This is a genomic window from Mycobacterium sp. NGS57, from assembly GCF_059812405.1.
Map to the genome: position 1 here is coordinate 276,172 of NZ_JCALCP010000002.1, position 17,132 is coordinate 293,303.

Annotated in this window: 21 protein-coding genes; 9 read left to right on the forward strand and 12 right to left on the reverse strand. The window is 70.4% G+C overall.

From position 1 onward, the window contains the following. Positions 1-18: 18 nt before the first annotated feature. Entirely contained in the window at positions 19-1,434 is a 1,416-nt protein-coding gene (locus tag AC5Y43_RS04705; protein WP_499969854.1) for a phytoene desaturase family protein, read from the reverse strand. A 110-nt stretch (positions 1,435-1,544) separates the two neighbouring features. Between AC5Y43_RS04705 and AC5Y43_RS04710 the strand changes: the two genes are divergently transcribed. Continuing rightward, positions 1,545-2,138: an HdeD family acid-resistance protein gene (locus tag AC5Y43_RS04710; protein ID WP_499969855.1), complete on the forward strand. Its 594-nt coding sequence runs from the start codon at positions 1,545-1,547 to the stop codon at positions 2,136-2,138. Here AC5Y43_RS04710 and AC5Y43_RS04715 read toward each other — a convergent pair. Then, the gene (locus tag AC5Y43_RS04715; protein ID WP_499969857.1) at positions 2,110-2,970 is read right to left on the reverse strand and encodes an SDR family oxidoreductase; all 861 of its coding nucleotides are present in this window, start codon (positions 2,968-2,970) and stop codon (positions 2,110-2,112) included. The genes AC5Y43_RS04710 and AC5Y43_RS04715 overlap by 29 nt on opposite strands. A gap of 283 nt (positions 2,971-3,253) precedes the next feature. On the opposite strand from AC5Y43_RS04715, the gene AC5Y43_RS04720 reads away from it, so the two are divergent. Both AC5Y43_RS04720 and rsrA read left to right on the forward strand, forming a co-directional pair. Beyond that, positions 3,254-3,916 carry a sigma-70 family RNA polymerase sigma factor gene (locus AC5Y43_RS04720; protein WP_499970431.1) on the forward strand — a complete coding sequence of 221 codons (663 nt, stop codon included), beginning with the start codon at positions 3,254-3,256 and terminating at the stop codon, positions 3,914-3,916. After that, positions 3,913-4,221 carry a mycothiol system anti-sigma-R factor gene (rsrA, locus tag AC5Y43_RS04725; protein ID WP_499969858.1) on the forward strand — a complete coding sequence of 103 codons (309 nt, stop codon included), beginning with the start codon at positions 3,913-3,915 and terminating at the stop codon, positions 4,219-4,221. The genes AC5Y43_RS04720 and rsrA overlap by 4 nt, the downstream gene beginning before the upstream one ends. On the opposite strand, the gene AC5Y43_RS04730 is transcribed toward rsrA, so the two are convergent. Continuing rightward, on the reverse strand, positions 4,222-4,296 hold the full coding sequence (locus AC5Y43_RS04730) for a 50S ribosomal protein bL37 (protein ID WP_085976515.1): 75 nt from the start codon (positions 4,294-4,296) through the stop codon (positions 4,222-4,224). A 183-nt stretch (positions 4,297-4,479) separates the two neighbouring features. On the opposite strand from AC5Y43_RS04730, the gene AC5Y43_RS04735 reads away from it, so the two are divergent. Then, on the forward strand, positions 4,480-4,695 hold the full coding sequence (locus AC5Y43_RS04735) for a biotin/lipoyl-binding carrier protein (protein WP_499969859.1): 216 nt from the start codon (positions 4,480-4,482) through the stop codon (positions 4,693-4,695). 7 nt (positions 4,696-4,702) lie between these two features. Continuing rightward, positions 4,703-6,202, forward strand: coding sequence for a sensor histidine kinase (locus AC5Y43_RS04740; protein WP_499969861.1), 1,500 nt, complete (start codon positions 4,703-4,705; stop codon positions 6,200-6,202). Positions 6,203-6,279: 77 nt separating this feature from the next. On the opposite strand, the gene whiB1 is transcribed toward AC5Y43_RS04740, so the two are convergent. Both whiB1 and AC5Y43_RS04750 read right to left on the reverse strand, forming a co-directional pair. Next, positions 6,280-6,534: a transcriptional regulator WhiB1 gene (whiB1, locus tag AC5Y43_RS04745; RefSeq protein ID WP_023371700.1), complete on the reverse strand. Its 255-nt coding sequence runs from the start codon at positions 6,532-6,534 to the stop codon at positions 6,280-6,282. Between the two features lie 244 nt (positions 6,535-6,778). Next, entirely contained in the window at positions 6,779-7,777 is a 999-nt protein-coding gene (locus AC5Y43_RS04750; RefSeq protein ID WP_499969863.1) for a diacylglycerol/lipid kinase family protein, read from the reverse strand. 37 nt (positions 7,778-7,814) lie between these two features. On the opposite strand from AC5Y43_RS04750, the gene AC5Y43_RS04755 reads away from it, so the two are divergent. After that, the gene (locus AC5Y43_RS04755) at positions 7,815-8,249 is read left to right on the forward strand and encodes a hypothetical protein (protein ID WP_499969865.1); all 435 of its coding nucleotides are present in this window, start codon (positions 7,815-7,817) and stop codon (positions 8,247-8,249) included. Here AC5Y43_RS04755 and AC5Y43_RS04760 read toward each other — a convergent pair. From AC5Y43_RS04760 to AC5Y43_RS04770, 3 genes are read right to left on the reverse strand one after another with little or no spacing between them, the layout of a single operon-like run. Next, on the reverse strand, positions 8,201-8,683 hold the full coding sequence (locus tag AC5Y43_RS04760) for a GNAT family N-acetyltransferase (RefSeq protein ID WP_499969867.1): 483 nt from the start codon (positions 8,681-8,683) through the stop codon (positions 8,201-8,203). The two genes, AC5Y43_RS04755 and AC5Y43_RS04760, sit on opposite strands and share 49 nt — an antisense overlap. Then, on the reverse strand, positions 8,680-9,771 hold the full coding sequence (locus AC5Y43_RS04765) for an isochorismate synthase (RefSeq protein ID WP_499969869.1): 1,092 nt from the start codon (positions 9,769-9,771) through the stop codon (positions 8,680-8,682). The genes AC5Y43_RS04760 and AC5Y43_RS04765 overlap by 4 nt, the downstream gene beginning before the upstream one ends. Beyond that, positions 9,768-10,358 carry an acid phosphatase gene (locus AC5Y43_RS04770; RefSeq protein WP_499969870.1) on the reverse strand — a complete coding sequence of 197 codons (591 nt, stop codon included), beginning with the start codon at positions 10,356-10,358 and terminating at the stop codon, positions 9,768-9,770. The genes AC5Y43_RS04765 and AC5Y43_RS04770 overlap by 4 nt, the downstream gene beginning before the upstream one ends. 121 nt (positions 10,359-10,479) lie before the next feature. Here AC5Y43_RS04770 and AC5Y43_RS04775 point away from each other — a divergent pair, with 121 nt between their 5' ends. After that, entirely contained in the window at positions 10,480-11,283 is an 804-nt protein-coding gene (locus tag AC5Y43_RS04775; protein ID WP_499969872.1) for a ParA family protein, read from the forward strand. Between the two features lie 11 nt (positions 11,284-11,294). On the opposite strand, the gene AC5Y43_RS04780 is transcribed toward AC5Y43_RS04775, so the two are convergent. Continuing rightward, entirely contained in the window at positions 11,295-12,506 is a 1,212-nt protein-coding gene (locus tag AC5Y43_RS04780) for an Rv3212 family protein (protein ID WP_499969873.1), read from the reverse strand. Between the two features lie 17 nt (positions 12,507-12,523). Beyond that, a complete protein-coding gene (locus AC5Y43_RS04785) occupies positions 12,524-14,092 on the reverse strand; it encodes a DEAD/DEAH box helicase (protein WP_499969875.1) in 1,569 nt (522 codons plus the stop codon). A 267-nt stretch (positions 14,093-14,359) separates the two neighbouring features. On the opposite strand from AC5Y43_RS04785, the gene AC5Y43_RS04790 reads away from it, so the two are divergent. Then, the gene (locus AC5Y43_RS04790) at positions 14,360-15,067 is read left to right on the forward strand and encodes a ferritin-like fold-containing protein (RefSeq protein ID WP_499969876.1); all 708 of its coding nucleotides are present in this window, start codon (positions 14,360-14,362) and stop codon (positions 15,065-15,067) included. Here the strand turns inward: AC5Y43_RS04790 and AC5Y43_RS04795 are convergent. Continuing rightward, positions 15,064-15,774, reverse strand: a complete 711-nt coding sequence (locus AC5Y43_RS04795; protein WP_499970434.1) for an MmpS family transport accessory protein — start codon at positions 15,772-15,774, stop codon at positions 15,064-15,066. The genes AC5Y43_RS04790 and AC5Y43_RS04795 overlap by 4 nt on opposite strands. Before the next feature lie 212 nt (positions 15,775-15,986). Here AC5Y43_RS04795 and AC5Y43_RS04800 point away from each other — a divergent pair, with 212 nt between their 5' ends. Continuing rightward, positions 15,987-16,262, forward strand: coding sequence for a DUF3107 domain-containing protein (locus AC5Y43_RS04800; RefSeq protein ID WP_499969877.1), 276 nt, complete (start codon positions 15,987-15,989; stop codon positions 16,260-16,262). Here the strand turns inward: AC5Y43_RS04800 and fasR are convergent. After that, a complete protein-coding gene (gene fasR / locus AC5Y43_RS04805) occupies positions 16,249-16,947 on the reverse strand; it encodes an HTH-type transcriptional activator FasR (protein WP_499969879.1) in 699 nt (232 codons plus the stop codon). The two genes, AC5Y43_RS04800 and fasR, sit on opposite strands and share 14 nt — an antisense overlap. Positions 16,948-17,132: the final 185 nt, after the last annotated feature.

The following is a 17,132-nucleotide window of genomic DNA, read 5'->3' on the forward strand; positions in this document are numbered from 1 at the left end:
GCCACATCGGGCAGCGGATCAGCGTTTCAAGTAGGACAGCGCGAGCCGCGCGGCGTTGGCGCCGCACATGCCGTGCGCGCCCGGTCCCGGCGGGGTGGCCGCCGAGCAGATGTACATGCCCGGCACCCCGATGTCATACGGCGACAGCGTGATTCGCGGGCCGAACGTCAGCTGGCGGATGTCCTTGGCGCCGGTCATGATGTCGCCGCCGTCATAGTTGGCGTTGTAGGCGGCCAGCTCAGAAGTCGAGCGAACCGCAAGGCCGACCACGCGTTCCCGGAAACCCGGTGCGAAGCGCTCGATCTGGGCGACGATCGCCTCGGTCGCGTCGCCGGCATACCCGTGGGGGACGTGCGCATAGCTCCACACCGGGTGCGTATCGCCCACGGAGCGTTGCGGATCCGCCAGATACTGCTGACCGACGAGCACGAACGGCCGCTCAGGCATGCCTCCGGCGTGGATCTCCCGCTCGGTCGCGGCCAGTTCCGCGTACGTGCCGGCCAGGTGCACCGTGCCGGCCCGACGGGCATCGGTGTTCGTCCAGGGCACGCCACCCTCGACGGCGAAGTCGACCTTGAACGCCCCCGGGCCGCGGCGAAACCTGTTGAAAGGACGTGCAACTGAGCGTGGTAGGCAATCCCCCAGGATCCCGGCCACCGCGCCCGGCGCCAGGTCGAACAGCGTGACATCCGCGCCTGGCAGCAGCGATGCCGTCGTGATCCGGACGCCGGTCTCGATCGTGCCGCCCAGCTCGGTCAGCAGCGCCACCATCGCGTCGGTGATCGCTTGCGATCCGCCCTCGGCCACCGCCCAGCCGTGCCGGTGGCCCGCGGCGATGATGCCCATCCCGATCGCCGAGGTCATCGGGTGGTGCAGGGGCCGAAAGGCATGGGCCGCAACGCCTCCGAACAACGCCCGGCCCGCCTCGGTGCGAAACAGCCGGGCGAACGCCGACCCGGGAAGCAGCGTGGGCGCACCGAACCGGGCCAGCATCAGCGGATGGCGCGGCCACCGCAGCAGTGGGCGCATGATGTCGTCGCTCAGGGTGTCGAACCGGTCGGCGGCGTAGCCGAACGCGAGGCGCCAGCGTGGCCCGTCGCGTCCGAGGCCGCCCGCGGTCTGCTCCACCGAGCGGTGCAGGACGCCGGCGTCGCCGCCGTCCAGCGGGTGCGCGCAATCGATCTCGGGCCACCGCCACGTCAGGCCGTACCGGCGCAGGTCGAAGCGGCCCAGAAACGGCGAGCCGACGGCCATCGGGTGGATCGCCGAGCAGTGGTCGTGCAGCAGGCCGGGGACGATCGCCTCGCCGCTGCGCACGCCGCCGCCGACCTCGTCGGCGGCCTCGAGCACCGTGACCCGCACACCCTCGGCGGCCAGACAGATCGCGGCGGCGAGCCCGTTGGGCCCGCCGCCCACCACCACCGCGGTACTCAAGCCTCCATTGTGCGCACATACGCGCGCGCGATACCGAATCGTGTCGCCATGGACATTTCCCTGACGCCGGGGCGGCGAATCATATTCGCATGATCAATAGCGAACAGACCGTGTTTGAGGGTCCTCTGCAGCAGCTTGCTCGCAGCGCGTGGCAGCTGCTGTTGCTCATCGGCGTCGCCGCAGTGGCGCTGGGTGTCATCGTGCTGGCGTGGCCGGGCAAGACACTGTTCGTGGCGGGTGTCCTGTTCGGCATCTACCTGGTGGTGTCCGGGATCGGATACGTGTTCGCCTCCTTCGGCGCCCACGCCGGCGCCGCGATGCGCGTGCTGACGTTCATCACCGGCATCGTGTCGCTGGTGCTGGGGTTCTTCTGCTTCCGCGACGAATTCGAGGCGGTCTGGCTGCTGGCCATCTGGATCGGCATCAGCTGGCTGTTCCGCGGGATGACGCTGCTCACCGCCGCGCTGGCGCTGGATCACATGCCCGGCCGCGGGTGGCAAATCCTGTCCGGGCTGGTCATCGTGGTCGGCGGGGCCGTGCTGATCATCTCCCCGCTGCGTTCGATCGCGGTCCTGGCCCTGGTCGCGGGATGGTGGCTGATCGCCATCGGCATCCTCGACATCATTACGGCCTTCCAGACCCGCAGCCGCGCGAAGGATCTGACGGCCGCCGGGCCTAGGGACCCGAGTATCCCGGCGGGTTGACGCCGTCGACCCAGAAGTCGACGCCCAGCTTCGAGCCGGGAATGCAGTCGTACGCCGACAGGTCGGAGACGCCGGACTCCACCAGCACGTCCTCGCACAGCAGCATGTTGCCGGTGAACTCCTTGGCGGGCTTGTTGAGGATGACGTAGGCCGCGTCGGAGTACACCTCGGGCTTGCGGGCGCGGCCCATCGCCTCGTCGCCGCCGAGCAGGTTCTGCACCGCGGCGGTGGCCACCAGCGTGCGCGGCCACAACGTGTTCGACGCGATGCCCTCCTCCCGCATCTCCTCGGCGATTCCCAAGGCGCACAACGTCATTCCAAACTTGGCCATCATGTACGCGGTCGGCTTCAACCACTCCTTGCCGAGTAGCACCGGCGGTGACAGCGTCAGGATGTGCGGGTTGTCCCGGCCCTTCAGGTGCGGGATGCAGGCCTGCGACACGGCATAGGTGCCGCGCACCTGGATGCCGTTCATCAGGTCGAAGCGCTTCATCGGTACATCGGTGATCGACCCCAGGTTGATCGCCGATGCGTTGTTGACGCAGATGTCGATGCCACCGAACTGCTCGACGGTCTTGGCGACCGCGGCCTCGACGGAATCGGGATCGCGGACGTCCCCCACGATCGGCAGCGCCTGCCCGCCCGCCTCCTCGAGCTCCTTGGCGGCGGTGTACACCGTGCCCGGCAGCTTGGGGTGCGGCTCGGCTGTCTTGGCGATCAGCGCGATGTTGGCGCCGTCCTGTGCGGCGCGCGTGGCAATCGCCAGGCCGATACCGCGGCTGGCGCCCGAGATGAACATGGTCTTGCCTTGCAGAGACGTGGCGTGAGACATGGCCGTCACATTAACTCCACCCCCGAGCGGACGGATCGGGGGACCGCGCCGGCGGATTTGTGCCCGGGAAATAGCGCGCTGCCCGATGCTGTTGAGAGAGTCGGTTTCCGGTGCAGCTCCGACAGGGCCTGGACGGGCAGGATCAGACACTGTCGGGGGCAGCCTTTAGATTGGGAGGAGCAGTCTGGTGCCAACGGCTACGAGCCTGTTGGAGGACGAGTTGACCCGCTCGCTGACGAGTCCGGCGCCGTCCTGGGACAGGGCTGCGGAAGGGACCGGGTTAATGGCCGACCCACAAGAGCGCCTGGACGGCGAGCAGCGGCTAGGGGCTGCCGAGCCGGCACCGCCCGAGGAGACCGACGAGCAGCTCACGGCGCGCTTCGAGCGTGACGCGATTCCCCTGCTCGACCAGCTGTACGGCGGCGCGCTGCGGATGACGCGAAACCCCGCCGACGCCGAGGACCTGCTGCAGGAGACCATGGTCAAGGCCTACGCGGGCTTCCGCTCGTTTCGGGCCGGCACCAACCTCAAGGCGTGGCTGTACCGGATTTTGACCAATACCTACATCAACAGCTACCGCAAGCGCCAACGCCAACCGGCGGAGTATCCGACCGAGGCGATCACCGACTGGCAGTTGGCCGCCAACGCCGAGCATTCCTCGACCGGCCTGCGTTCGGCGGAGGTCGAGGCGCTGGAGTCGCTGCCCGACGACGAGATCAAGGCGGCGCTGCAGGCGTTGCCCGAAGAGTTCCGGATGGCCGTCTACTACGCCGACGTCGAGGGATTCCCGTACAAAGAGATCGCCGAGATCATGGACACGCCGATCGGCACGGTAATGTCCCGGCTGCACCGCGGCAGACGTCAGCTGCGGGGCCTCCTGGCCGACGTGGCCAAGGAGCGGGGTTTCAGCCGCGGTCAGCAGACGCACGAGGAGGTGCCGTCATGAGCGACCTTGCCGGCCCCACCGACCCCCGCGCCGACGACCGCCATTCCCACGGCCTGGGCTGCGCCGAAGTGATCGCCGAGGTATGGACCCTGCTCGACGGCGAATGCACCCCCGAGGCCAGGGAACGGCTGCGCCAGCACCTCGAGGCGTGCCCCGGATGCTTCCAGCACTACGGGATCGAGGAACGCGTCAAGGCGCTGATCGCGACCAAGTGCAAAGGCGAACGGGCACCCGAGGGCCTCAAGGAGCGGCTGCGCCTGGAAATCCGCCGGACCACCATCGTCCGGGAGTGGAATAAGCCCTAGTCAGGAATTGGGCCGCTTGCCGTGGTTGGCCTTGCTGTGCTTGCGGTCGCGCTTCTTTCGGCCACGCTTGGCCATGTCGAAAACCTCCGTGATTGGCGTTCGAACGGGGCGCCGGGCACCCGTCGGGTTGCCGCCCAGTCTCTCACGGCGCGCCGCGCGCGGTTGAACGGCCCACGTGCGGTGGCCGCGACTGGTGCTGTGGTTCGATATAGCTCAGCTTGACCAGCAGCCAGCACACATGGCCGGGATGAGGTGAATATGGCCGAGGATGTTCGCGCCGAGATCGTGGCCAGCGTGCTCGAGGTCGTCGTCAACGAGGGCGACCAGATCGGCAAGGGCGACACCCTGGTGCTGCTGGAGTCGATGAAGATGGAGATCCCCGTCCTGGCCGAGGTCGACGGCACCGTCAGCAAGGTCAGCGTCTCGGTCGGCGACGTCATCCAGGCGGGCGACCTGATCGCGGTCATCAGCTAGTCCCGGCATGTCCACGCTCGGTGACCTGCTCGCCGAACACACGATGCTGCCCGGCAACGCGGTGGACCACCTGCACGCGGTGGTGGGCGAGTGGCAGCTGCTGGCCGACCTGTCGTTCGCCGACTACCTGATGTGGGTGCGCCGCGACGACGGTGTGCTGGTGTGCGTGGCGCAGTGCCGCCCGAACACCGCGCCGACGGTGCTGCAGACGGACGCGGTGGGCAGCGTGGTCCCCGCCGACCGGCTGCCGCTCGTCGGCGAGGGTTTCGGCTCCGGCGTCGCCGTAACGGAAGGCGAAGGGGGACAACAGCATTCGTGGCAGCTGCCCGGCCCGCACATCGAGGCGTCGCCGGTGCGCTACGGCGGTCACGTGGTGGCGGTGCTGACGCGGCACCAGACCGCGCAGGCCGCGGGCCGCGCGTCCGGAGCGCTGGAGATCGCCTACCGGGAATGCGCCACGGACCTGGTGCACATGCTCGCCGAGGGCACTTTTCCCGACGTCGGGGACGTCGTCATGTCGCGCTCCACCCCGCGAGTCGGCGACGGCTTCATCCGCCTCGACGTCGGCGGCGTCGTCGCCTTCGCCAGCCCCAACGCGCTGTCGGCATACCACCGCATGGGTCTGACGTCGGAGCTGGAGGGACGCAGTTTCATCGAGGTGACGCGGCCGCTGATCTCTGACCCCTTCGAGGCGCAGGAAGTCGCCGAGCACATGCGCGACCTGGTGGCCGGCGGCGAGAGCATGCGGATGGAGGTCGACGCCGGCGGCGCCACGGTGCTGCTGCGCACGGTGCCGTTGGTCGTCGAGGGCGCCAGCGCCGGCGCCGCGGTGCTGATCCGCGACATCACGGAGGTCAAGCGCCGCGATCGGGCTTTGATCTCCAAGGACGCCACCATCCGCGAAATCCACCACCGGGTGAAGAACAACCTGCAAACGGTGGCGGCGCTGCTGCGCCTGCAGGCCAGGCGGACGGGCAACGCCGAGGGACGGGAGGCGCTGCTCGAGTCGGTGCGCCGGGTGTCGTCGATCGCCCTGGTCCACGACGCGCTGTCGATGTCGGTGGACGAGCAGGTCAACCTCGACGAGGTCATCGACCGGATCCTGCCGATCATGAACGACGTGGCATCGGTGGACCGGCCCATCCGCATCAACCGGGTTGGCGACCTCGGCGTGCTGGACTCCGACCGGGCGACGGCCCTGATCATGGTGATCACCGAGCTCGTCCAGAACGCCATCGAGCACGCATTCGACCCGGGCGCCCCGGTGGGGTCGGTGACCATTCGCGCCGAACGCTCGGCGCGCTGGCTCGACGTCGTCGTGCACGACGACGGGCGCGGTCTGCCCGAGGGGTTCAGCCTGGAGACTTCCGAGAGCCTGGGCCTGCAGATCGTGCGGACGTTGGTGTCGGCGGAGTTGGACGGCACGCTGGGCATGCACCGCGCCGCCCGCGGCACCGACGTCGTGCTGCGGGTGCCGATCGGGCGGCGGACCCGGTTGCTGCTATGAGACTCCTATAGCCGGACGTGCCCTACGCAACAGTGCGGCCCCGACAATCGTCGGGGCCGCACTGTGTGCAAACCGAGTCAGACTCCGCTGCGTGCCTTCGTGCGGGCATTGCGACGCTTGAGTGCGCGCCGCTCATCTTCGCTCATGCCCCCCCAGACGCCCGAGTCCTGGCCGGTGTTCAGGGCCCAGGACAGGCACTCTGTGGTCACCGGGCAACGATTGCAGACCAGTTTCGCGTCAGCGATCTGCGCGAGCGCGGGGCCGCTGTTCCCTACCGGGAAGAACAGCTCCGGGTCCTCGTCGCGACAGACCGCCTTGTGGCGCCAATCCATAAGTAATTACTCCTCACTGAGTGCGCAGCAAGACGCACGGCCTTTTTCTTCGGCTGTTAACGCGTGCACTAGAAAAGGGTCCGCACCCCTACAAAATTTCTGCATGCAACCTTTTGATCGTTTCACAGGCTCAACAGATGTCAATAGTGTCGAGTTGCCTCGTGGGCTATCTCACTTCAGTGATTTCTTAGTCGGGCCCTTACTCCGTTGTACTACACTGCCCGGCCGCCGCCCAGGACGAAAATTAGTCGCCGTCCCGTCGGCGCAGCTCAGCGGAAGTTTTCCGTGGAGGGGCGACCACCGGCAGCACGTCGCGGACCGCCCGGAACGTCATGGTCTGGCGCAGGCCGAGGTAATCCCCGTCGAACTGGCTGGCCACCGGGCCGTCGGTCGAGGTCACCGTCACGCACGGGGCGTCGTCGTCGCGGATGAGTTGGGGGTGGTTGCCCTTGGGGCCCTTGGCCAGCAGCTGGCGGACCAGCCGCAGCGTCGGGAACACCTTCATGGCGGTCAGCGCGAACACCCCCAGGCCCGACTCGAAGCTGCAGTCGGGGTTGGTCACCAAGGGCCGGCTGTTGCTGTAGGTCCAGGGGCTGGTGTTGGACACCCAGGCGAAGTGCACCCCCGAGACCGGCTCCTGGCCCGACAGCTCGAGGGTGAGGATCGGTTCGCGGCGCCGGAAGGCGAGCGTGACGGGTACCGCCACCCGCCAATAGCGCAACGGGGTGACCTTGACGCCCTTGTTGCGCTGGGCTTCCACCGCGGCGACGACCTCGGCGTCGACGCCCATCCCGGCGTTGATGACGGCCCACCGCTCGCCGCAGTCGATCAGGCTGATGCGCCGCCACGTCTGGTGGCGGCGGTAGTCGTCGAGCAGCTGGATGAGCTGGTTGGTGGCGGCCACCGGATCCGGCGAGATGCCCAGCGACCGGGCCAGCACGTTCGCGGAGCCGCCGGGCACGATGGCCAGCGCGGGCACCGGGATGCCCGGGGCCGCGGCGCGCGCGTCGGGGCGGCCCAGCAGGCCGTTGACGACCCCGCTCACGGTGCCGTCGCCGCCGTGCACGACGACCACGTCCACCCCGTCCGCGACCGCCCGCTGGGCCAGCTCCGCGCCGTGGCCGCGGTGGGTGGTGTGCTCGACGGTGAGCTGCAGGCGGCTCTTGAGGGCGTGCGCCAGCAGGTCGCGGCCGGCCGAGGTGGTGGAGGTGGCGGTGGGGTTGACGATCAGCACGGCGCGCATGATCCCCGAGCTTATGCGGCCTGATTAGGCTGACGCTGTGCAGCCTGCAGCCGCCCCGGGCACCGTGCGCGGCGCGGGCCTGATCGTCGCGGTCCAGGGGCTGGCCGCGCTGGTGGTGGCCGTGGTGCTGGTGGTGCGGGGGATCGCGGGGGCCGACCAGCGTGTGGTCAACGGCCTGGCCACGGCGGTGTGGTTCGTGGTGGTCGGCGCCGTGGTGCTGGCCGCCGGACGCGCGCTGGTGGTCGGCAAGCGCTGGGGGCGCGGGCTAGCGGTGGTCGCCCAGCTGCTGTTGCTGCCGGTGGCGTGGTACCTCGGGGTCGGCTCGCACCAGCCGGCCTTCGGTATTCCGGTGGCCGTGGTGGCGCTGACGGTCTTGGGTCTGCTGTTCAGCCCGGCGGCGGTGCGGTGGGCCGCCGGAGGTGATCAGGAAGGTCCGGCCAGCCCGGCCAGCCCCGGGCCCGACAACCGGTAGGTGGTCCACTCGCGCTGCGGCGCCGCGCCGACGCCGTCATACAGCGCGATGGCGTCGGCGTTCCAGTTCAGCACCGCCCACGACAGCCGCGTGTAGCCGTTGTCGCGGCACTCGCCGGCCAGCGCCGCCAGCAGCGCGCGGGCCAGGCCGCGGCGGCGAAACTGCGGGCGCACGAACAGATCTTCGAGGTGGATTCCCGCCACACCGTCCCAGGTGGAGAAGTTGACGAACCACAGCGCCATGGCGGCGATCTCGCCGTCGATTTCGGCGGCGTGCCCGTGCACGGTGGGCGAAGCGCCGAAAAGCGCTGCAGAGATTTGTGTTTCGGTGACGGTGCATTCGTCGGCCGCACGCTCGAATTCGGCCAGCGCGTGAATCATGTCGGTGATGTCGGCGGCGTCGTGCGGTGCGACCCGGCGAATGGTCGGCTTCACTGCTCGACGCCCAGCGCATTGAGGATGGTGGCGAATTTCGTTGTGGTTTCCGCGAATTCGTCGTCGGGGACGGATTCGGCGACGATTCCCCCGCCGGCGTGCGCCACCGCCGTGCGGCGGTCCGCCGACAACTGCGCGCACCGGATGGACACCACGAAGCGGCCGTCGCCGGCCGCGTCGCACCAGCCCACGGCCCCGGCATAGAAACCGCGGTCTCCCTCCAGCTCGGCGATGAGCTGGGTCGCGACTTTCGTCGGAACCCCGCCGACCGCCGGGGTGGGGTGCAGCGCCATCGCCAAATCGATTGCGGTGGTTGACCTGTCACGCAGCCGGCCGCTGATCGGGGTGCACAGGTGCCAGACGGCGGCGGTGCGGCTCAACTGAGGCTCGGGCGCGATGGTCAGCTCGTCGCACAGGGGATCCAGGGCGGCCCGCATGGTGTCGATCACCAGCCGATGCTCGTGGCGGTCCTTGGCCGAGCCGGCCAGCGCGGCCCCGTTGGCGGCGTCGGCGTCCGGGTCGGCGGCGCGCGGGGCCGACCCGGCGAACGGTTGGCACATGACGCGTTCGCCGGCGCGCGCGACCAGAAGCTCGGGGCTGGCCCCCACCAGCACCGCGCCCGCGTAGTCGTCGCCGGCGGGGCTGAGATCGACGAGGTAGCCGTAGGCGGCGGGGTCGGCGGCGGCGAGGCGGCGCAGGATGATCCGCGCATCCAGCGGCGCGTCGGCGACCAATCGCAGCGCGCGGGCCAGCACCACCTTGTGCAGCGGGTTGTCCGGCGCGGCGAGCGCGTCGCGGGCGCGGACGATGCGGGCGCGGTAGTCGGCCGGCGCCGGCAGCGCGGCGGCGATGCGCACCGCCGGCAGCGGACCCGTCGGCCAGTCGGGTGGCCCGTCGCCGCGGCGCACGGTCCCCGCCGCCATCAGGGCCGCGGGGTCACTCACGTCGAAAGGCAACGCGCCCAACACGATTGGGACCGACCCGTCGCGCAGTGCGGCCTGGGCCGCGCCCACGTCGCGATAGCCCGCGCGTGCGCCGTCGGCGATGAGGGTCCCGCGCGGCCCGCACAGCGCGAACGGCGGGTTCACCGGTCCGTCAGCCCGAGCGCCGTGAGCTGCCGCACCCCGTGTTCGAACCCGCACGCCGCGATCGAGGCGGTGACCATGCCGAAGCGGCTTCCCTCGGTCAGCGGCAGCTCGACCCAGCGCGTGATCACCGCCCGGGAGAAGTGGCCGTGGCCGACGAACACCACGTCCCGCGTCTTTAGGTGCTCCAGCGCCATCGCGACGGCGCGGTCGGCGCGCTCGCGGACCTGCGCCACGCTCTCGCCGCCGGGGCAGCCGTGGGTCCACACCAGCCAATCGGGCACCGATTCGTGGATCTGCTCGGTGGTCAGGCCCTCGTCGGAGCCGTAGTCCCACTCGGCGAGCACGTCGGAGACCTCGTCGACGGTGAGCCCGGCCAGCTCGGCGGTGTCCAGGGCGCGCCGGCGGGGGCTGCTGATCACCAGCGGGTCGACGGGGTCCAGCGCGGCCAGCCTCCGCCCGGCCAGCTTGGCCTGCGCCCGGCCGGCTTCGGTCAGCTCGACCTCGGTGCGTCCGGTGTGCCGGCCCGATTTCGACCATTCGGTCTCGCCGTGACGGAGCAGCAGCAGTTGGTGGTCGTACAAGCCCATATCAACCGATTCTGCCGGACGGGACGGTCCCGGCTCGCCGGAGTCACGGCCCGCAGCGGACGGCTGTCGAACATGCCAGGATGGGCACAGTGACCGTGCGGCGAGGGAGGAGCGGGCGCTGGTGAGTAACAAGACCCGGGTACTGGCGGTGGCCAACCAGAAGGGCGGCGTCGCCAAGACGACGACGGTGGCCTCGTTGGGCGCGGCGATGGCGGACGAAGGCAAGCGGGTCCTGCTCGTCGACCTGGACGCGCAGGGGTGCCTGACTTTCTCGCTCGGCCAGGACCCCGACAAGCTGCCGGTGTCGGTCCACGAGGTCCTGCTCGGCGAGGTCGAGCCGAACGCCGCGCTGGTCACCACGATGGAGGGAATGACGCTGCTGCCGGCCAACATTGACCTCGCGGGGGCCGAGGCGATGCTGCTGATGCGGGCCGGGCGCGAATACGCGCTCAAGCGCGCGCTGGCCAAGCTGGCCGACCAGTTCGACGTGGTCATCATCGACTGCCCGCCGTCGCTGGGCGTGCTCACCCTCAACGGGCTGACGGCCGCCGACGAGGTCATCGTCCCGCTGCAATGCGAGACGCTCGCGCACCGCGGCGTCGGCCAGTTCTTGCGCACGGTCGCCGACGTCCAGCAGATCACCAATCCGGGCCTGCGGATGCTGGGTGCCCTGCCGACGCTGTACGACTCCCGCACCACGCACACCCGCGACGTGCTGCTCGACGTCGCCGACCGCTACGACCTGCCGGTGCTCGCCCCGCCGATCCCGCGCACGGTGCGCTTCGCCGAGGCCAGCGCGTCGGGCTCGTCGGTGATGTCCGGGCGCAAGAACAAGGGCGCCTCGGCCTACGGCGAGCTGGCGCAGGCGTTGATCAAGCACTGGAAGTCGGGAAAACCGTTGCCCACCTTCGCCGTCGAAGTCTAGCTCCGGCGCGCTCAGCCCAGCGCGACCACGGTGTCGCCGCGCTGCTCGAACACCCTGGCCCCCGACACGGCCGGGACCACCGCCGCAGTGCCGGGCGCGCGGTTGACCGGGATGTAGCGTTCGTTCGCGCCGCTGACCGGGTCATAGACCCCGATGCCGCCGGTGACCGGCACCAGCAGCCGGCCGGCCATCATCGCGCCAGGGCCCAGCGGCGCCTTTTCCCCCGCCGCGACGGTGTAGCGCAGGGTCAGGTTGCCGGCGTCGAAGACCATCAGCGAATCGCCGGTCCACCAAGTCACCGTGTTGCCCGCCTGCGACACCACCGCCGCGCTCGACGGCGGCTTGGGCAGCAGCGCGCTCGCAACGGTGGCGCCGGTGTCGTCGACGACGTCCACCCTGGGTTGGGGCGCCGGCAAATACACCGCGGTGTTGTTCTCGACGACGGTCAGGACACGGGCTCCCGAATCCGCCCTGATCCCGGGTTCGGCCACGACGTGTTGCTGGGGTTCGTCATCCTCCTTGCCCGGGCGCAGCAGGACCAGCCGCAGGTCGGCCTGCTGCGCGCAGCTTTCCAGCACCGACACCGCCGACGAGCTGGCCGCCGCCGAAACCAGCCGGCAGCCGGAGTGCAGGCCCCGCGCCGACGGCTTGACCCGGGCGTCGGTCTCGCCGTAGGCGAGCATCCGGACCATGTCGGAGCGCCACAGTTCCAGCCGGGTGTCGCCGGCCGAGAGCACCGTCGTGCCGTCGGAGGACAGGCGCACCCGGGGATCCGCGTAGCCGCTGCGCGCGGCCCCGCGCCGGCCGGTGGCCCCGTCCAGCGTGCTGACCTGGCCGCAGCCGCGGTCGTCCCGGTAGACGGCGACGGCGTAGTGGTAGACCCAGGACACCCCACACAGCTCGCGGTCCCGGGCGTAGCTCCAGCGGGACTGGCCCGTGCCCGGGTCGCGTCCGTCCACCCGGCGCCCGTCGCCGGTCGCGATCGCCCCGCTGACCACCACGGGCGCGGTCGTACCTGGGCTGCGGGCGGTCCACAGCTGGTTCAGTGCGGCCGGCACCGCCTTGGCGGGAGTCGGCGCGGGCAGCGGAACGGCGGCCGGGCGGCTGACGGTGGCCCGGGCGTCGCTGGTCCACCAGACGAGCGCGGCTATGACGGCGACGACGACCGCGATGGTCGCGGCGGCCACCATGTCGCCCCTGGTCCGGCGCTCCGGTTTGACCATGCGTTGCCGCGCGGGCGTCAGCCGGCGGGCGCGGCCGCTGAGTTAGCCGCCGCCGATCCCTCGGCGGGCTTGCGGCGGCGACGGCGGCGCCGGCCGGACCCGCCGTTGCCCGCCGCCGCGGCGCCGGACGTCGCGGGCGGCGTGTGCGCGGCGGCCTCGCCGTTGGCGGCGCCGGGGTGCCCGGTGACGGGCTGGCCGCCGCGGGTGCGCCGGCGGCGCTCGCCCGAGCGCGAGCGGCCGGACTTCGCAGGCTTGTCGGACTTCGCTGCCTTTTCCGCGCCCTGGCCCTGGGCCCGGCGCTGGCCGTGCGATTTGCGGGCCGCGCCGACCGTGCCGTCCACCTCGGCGGGGATGCCCAGCTCGGCGAACAGGTGCGGGGAGCTCGAGTAGGTCTCGGACGGATCGGGGGAGTCCAGGCCGAGCGCCTTGTCGATCATCGTCCAGCGGTGCAGGTCGTCCCAGTCCACCAGGGTGACCGCGACGCCGGTCTTGCCCGCGCGGCCCGTGCGGCCGATGCGGTGAACGTAGGCCTGCTCGTCTTCGGGGCACTGGTAGTTGATGACATGGGTGACGTCGTCGATGTCGATCCCGCGGGCGGCGACGTCGGTGGCGACCAGCACATCGATGTCCCCCGACCGAAAGGCCTTCAGCGCCTTCTCGCGGGCGATCTGGCCGAGGTCGCCGTGCACGGCGCCGACCGCGAAACCGCGCTCAGCCAGCTCGTCGGCGACCTTCTGCGCGGTGCGCTTGGTGCGGGTGAAGATCATCGTGGCGCCGCGCTCGCGCGCCTGCAGGATGCGGCTGACCAGCTCGACCTTGTCCAGCGCGTGGGCGCGGTAGACGAACTGCTCCGTGGTGTCGTGGGTGGCCGCGGAGTGCGGCGCCTCGGCGCGGATGTGGGTGGGCCGGATCATGAACGTGCGGGCCAGCGTGATGATCGGGCCCGGCATGGTCGCCGAGAACAGCATCGATTGCCGCTCGGCGGGGATCTGGCGCAGGATGCGCTCGATGTCGGGCAGGAAGCCCAGGTCGAGCATCTCGTCGGCCTCGTCGAGCACCAGCGCCGAGAGCCCGCCCAGCTGCAGGTGTCCCTGCTGGCACAGGTCGAGCAGCCGCCCGGGGGTGCCCACCACGACGTCGGCGCCGGCGCGCAGCGCGTCGATCTGGGGTTCGTAGGCGCGCCCACCGTAGATGGACACCACGGAAAGTGGGCGTCCCTCCTCGGCGACGAGGTGCTTGGCGGCGGTGGCCAGGTCGCCGGTCACCTGCATGCATAGCTCGCGGGTGGGCACCACGACCAGGGCCCGCGGGGTGCCGTTGAGCGGCCGGACGGCGGTGGTTTGGGTGATGCGCTGCAGCAGGGGCACCCCGAACGCGAAGGTCTTGCCCATGCCGGTGCGGGCCTGGCCGATCACGTCGTCGCCGGCGAGCGCCAGCGGCAGCGTCAGCTCCTGGATGGCAAAGGGACTCTCGATGCCCTTTTCGCCCAGCGCGCGGACGATTTCGTCGCGAACGCCGAGGCCGGCGAAGGTGATTTTGGGGGTGGTTTCGGGGGTCGGTTCAGTTGTGCTGATAGGTGCGGTCATGCGTGGATGGCAAGCCTTTCGGTGACGGTATCGATGTTGTCGGTGTTCTCTGTCGCGGTCACGCGCGCACGAGTTCCGACTCCGATTCGTCGCCGAGTCGCGGCCCTCGTTACAGCCTGAGCGGGGCTCAGGCCGGGCGGGCCAGCTGTGCACGCACATTTCGCCGGTACCGGCTTGCTACTGAATATTCGCCAATACCGCATTCCATGATAGCTGGTCGACAGCCGGCGCCCAGGTTGTCCCAATTGCGCCGACTACAGTGTTGCCATGACCCCGCCCTCACCAGCGTCCCCGTCGGCCGGCCAGGTGGACACTTCGCCCGGCCCCCGCCTGTCGGCGGACCACCCGGGCGTCAACGAGTTGTTCGCGGTGCTGGCCTACGGCGAGGTCGCCGCGTTCTACCGGCTCACCGACGAGGCGCGGATGGCACCCGACCTGCGGGGACGCATCTCCATGGCGTGCATGGCCGCCGCCGAGATGGCGCACTACGAGCTGCTGCGCGACGCCCTGGAGAGCCGCGGCGTCGACGTCGTCGCGGCCATGTCCAAGTACGTCTCGGCGCTGGAGAACTACCACCGCCTGACGATGCCGAGCACGTGGTTGGAAGCCCTGGTCAAGACGTACGTGGGTGACGCGCTGGCCGCAGACCTGTACCTCGAGATCGCCGACGGGCTGCCCGACGAGGTCGCCGACGTGGTGCGCGCGGCGCTGGCCGAAACGGGGCACTCGCAGTTCGTCGTGGCCGAGGTGCGCGCCGCGGTGATGTCGAGCGGCAAACAGCGCAGCCGGCTGGCGCTATGGTCCCGTCGCCTGTTCGGCGAGGCGATCACGCAGGCCCAGTACGTGCTGGCCGAGCACGACGAGCTGGTCGACCTGGTGGTGGCCGGTCCGGGCGGCCTGGGCCAGCTCAGCGCGTTCTTCGATCGCCTGCAGCAGACGCACGACCGGCGGATTCGCGAGCTCGGCCTGAGCTAAGGGGCGCAGGTGGCCACCGGGCCGCCGTTGGCCGACATCGCCACCGGTTGGCCGGCGGCATTGACGACGGAGCAGTTGAGATGGCTCAAGAAGCTGGTCGCCACCACGGAGAACGTCTGCACGCCCGGATTCAGGACGATCACCTTCGACCACGGCAGCGACACGTTGAACTCGGAATGCTGGTAGCCGCGGGCGTCGGTGTAGACGATGTTCACCAGGTCCAGCAGCTGTTTGGTGCCGGTCACGCTGTAGACGACCGTCCGCGGGTTCAGCGCGACCGGGGGCGGCGCGGCGACGGGGGGCGGCGCGGCCGTCGGCGTCTGCGCCGGCACCGGGACCGGCGACGCGCTGGGCGGCGGGGCCACCGTCGTCACCGTCTCCGGCAGTTGGGGCGCCGACGTCCTGGGCACGGGACTGGACGCGCTGGGCGCCGGCGCCGAGGTCAGCGTGTGGGGAGCGGGCGCCCCGACGGTAGCCTTCGTCGACGCGCTGTCGCCGCTGTTGATGATGACCGCGGTCGCGATGGCGCCGACGGCCACCACGGTGCCCAGGATCGCCGCCGCCGGGCGCCAGCGGGTGTCCGCCGGCCACGCCAGCTCGCCGTAGCCGTCCAGGACGTCGGTGTCGGCTCCGTCGTAGCTGTCGTCGTCGGGGTAGTCGTGAACTGGGCCGAGACGATCGGTGAGCATGTTTCTGATGGTGCCGATGTTACGGATGTGGCCGAGTCCGAGCCGGGCGGTTCGCGCCATGTTGGCCGAGCTGGGAGCGAATCGTTATGTTCGTGCGGACGACGTTTCGCTCATCGCGAACCACGGCCCGGGGGGACATGCACCGCGCGGGCGTCCACTAGCCTGCTGCTGACACGTCGGATGACGTCTGAGAAGTTCAATACGCTTTACAGCACTCGGAAGGGGCCACGGTGGAGGTCAAGATCGGTATCACGGACAGTCCGCGCGAGCTGGTCCTGTCCAGCGCGCAGACGCCCGCCGAGGTGGAGGAACTCGTCGGGGCCGCGCTGCGCGACGCCTCCGGTCTGCTCAGCCTCAGCGACGAGCGCGGCCGCCGGTTTTTGATCCAGAGCACCAAGATCGCGTACGTCGAGATCGGTGTCGCCGACGCCCGCCGGGTCGGGTTCGGGATCGGCGCCGAATCGGCCGCCGCCAAGGCCGCGGGAAAGGCCGCTAAGGGCGAGTAAGCGGCACGTGTGACAGCCCGCCCCAGGCGAACTGGACGGTGCCGTCGACGGCGTCGGACTTGGAGATCGGACGGTCGGAGTCCAGCCAGTAGCGGGCGCAGTCCACGCTGATGCCGACCAGTCCGACCGCGATCATCCGGGCGCGATGCGGGTCCAGCCCCGAATCGGCGCTGATCAGGTCGAAAACGGCGTCGATGCACGCCTCGGTGGCCACCCGCACCTGCGCGGCCACCTCGGGCTCGGTGACGTAGTCGTTCTCGAAGATCAGCCGGTAACCCTGGCTGTCGTGCTCGATGAAGTCGAAGAACGCCTGCACCGCCGCGTGCAGGCGCCGCCGGTTGTCGGTGGTGGTGCTCAGGGCCTGCTGCACCCCGGTGACCAGGTTTTCGACGTGCCGGTGCAGCACCGCCAGGTAGAGCTCCAGCTTGCTCGAAAAATGTTGGTACAGAACGGGTTTGCTGACACCGGCGCGGTCGGCGATCTCGTCCATGCCGGCTGCGTGGTAGCCGTGGTTGACGAAGACGTCGCTCGCGACGATCAGCAGCTGGCCACGGCGCTCGTCGCGGGGCAGGCGGTTGCCGCGCCGGTTGGCGGTCGCGATGCTGTCGCGCGGGGCGTCGCCCGGCCGAACACGCTCGGCCGGTTTGACGGCACGTCGTGGCCCCGCCTTGGCGAGATCGCTCATCGAGTCCTCATTCGATCGGTGCAACTGGCCGTCCGCCCCCGGGGCCAGCCGCGCGCGGCTAGTCGCAACGACCTTACTACCCGCCGGGCCGGCACGATCGCTATCGCCGCAGTCCGCGCCGGTGGCGGCGGTCGACCGGCCCAGCGCGGCGCATTCGGGCGCGCCAAGGGCACCCACCGCGCGTG

What these genes read in the sequence shown, in the direction of transcription:
- AC5Y43_RS04715 (WP_499969857.1), bottom strand. Translation starts at nt 2,970, where the DNA reads ATGTCTCACGCCACGTCTCTGCAAGGCAAGACCATGTTCATCTCGGGC.
- AC5Y43_RS04720 (WP_499970431.1), top strand. Translation starts at nt 3,254, where the DNA reads ATGGCCGACCCACAAGAGCGCCTGGACGGCGAGCAGCGGCTAGGGGCT.
- rsrA (WP_499969858.1), top strand. Translation starts at nt 3,913, where the DNA reads ATGAGCGACCTTGCCGGCCCCACCGACCCCCGCGCCGACGACCGCCAT.
- AC5Y43_RS04735 (WP_499969859.1), top strand. Translation starts at nt 4,480, where the DNA reads ATGGCCGAGGATGTTCGCGCCGAGATCGTGGCCAGCGTGCTCGAGGTC.
- AC5Y43_RS04740 (WP_499969861.1), top strand. Translation starts at nt 4,703, where the DNA reads ATGTCCACGCTCGGTGACCTGCTCGCCGAACACACGATGCTGCCCGGC.
- whiB1 (WP_023371700.1), bottom strand. Translation starts at nt 6,534, where the DNA reads ATGGATTGGCGCCACAAGGCGGTCTGTCGCGACGAGGACCCGGAGCTG.
- AC5Y43_RS04750 (WP_499969863.1), bottom strand. Translation starts at nt 7,777, where the DNA reads ATGCGCGCCGTGCTGATCGTCAACCCCACCGCCACCTCCACCACCTCG.
- AC5Y43_RS04770 (WP_499969870.1), bottom strand. Translation starts at nt 10,358, where the DNA reads ATGGGCTTGTACGACCACCAACTGCTGCTGCTCCGTCACGGCGAGACC.
- AC5Y43_RS04780 (WP_499969873.1), bottom strand. Translation starts at nt 12,506, where the DNA reads ATGGTCAAACCGGAGCGCCGGACCAGGGGCGACATGGTGGCCGCCGCG.
- AC5Y43_RS04785 (WP_499969875.1), bottom strand. Translation starts at nt 14,092, where the DNA reads ATGACCGCACCTATCAGCACAACTGAACCGACCCCCGAAACCACCCCC.
- AC5Y43_RS04790 (WP_499969876.1), top strand. Translation starts at nt 14,360, where the DNA reads ATGACCCCGCCCTCACCAGCGTCCCCGTCGGCCGGCCAGGTGGACACT.
- fasR (WP_499969879.1), bottom strand. Translation starts at nt 16,947, where the DNA reads ATGAGCGATCTCGCCAAGGCGGGGCCACGACGTGCCGTCAAACCGGCC.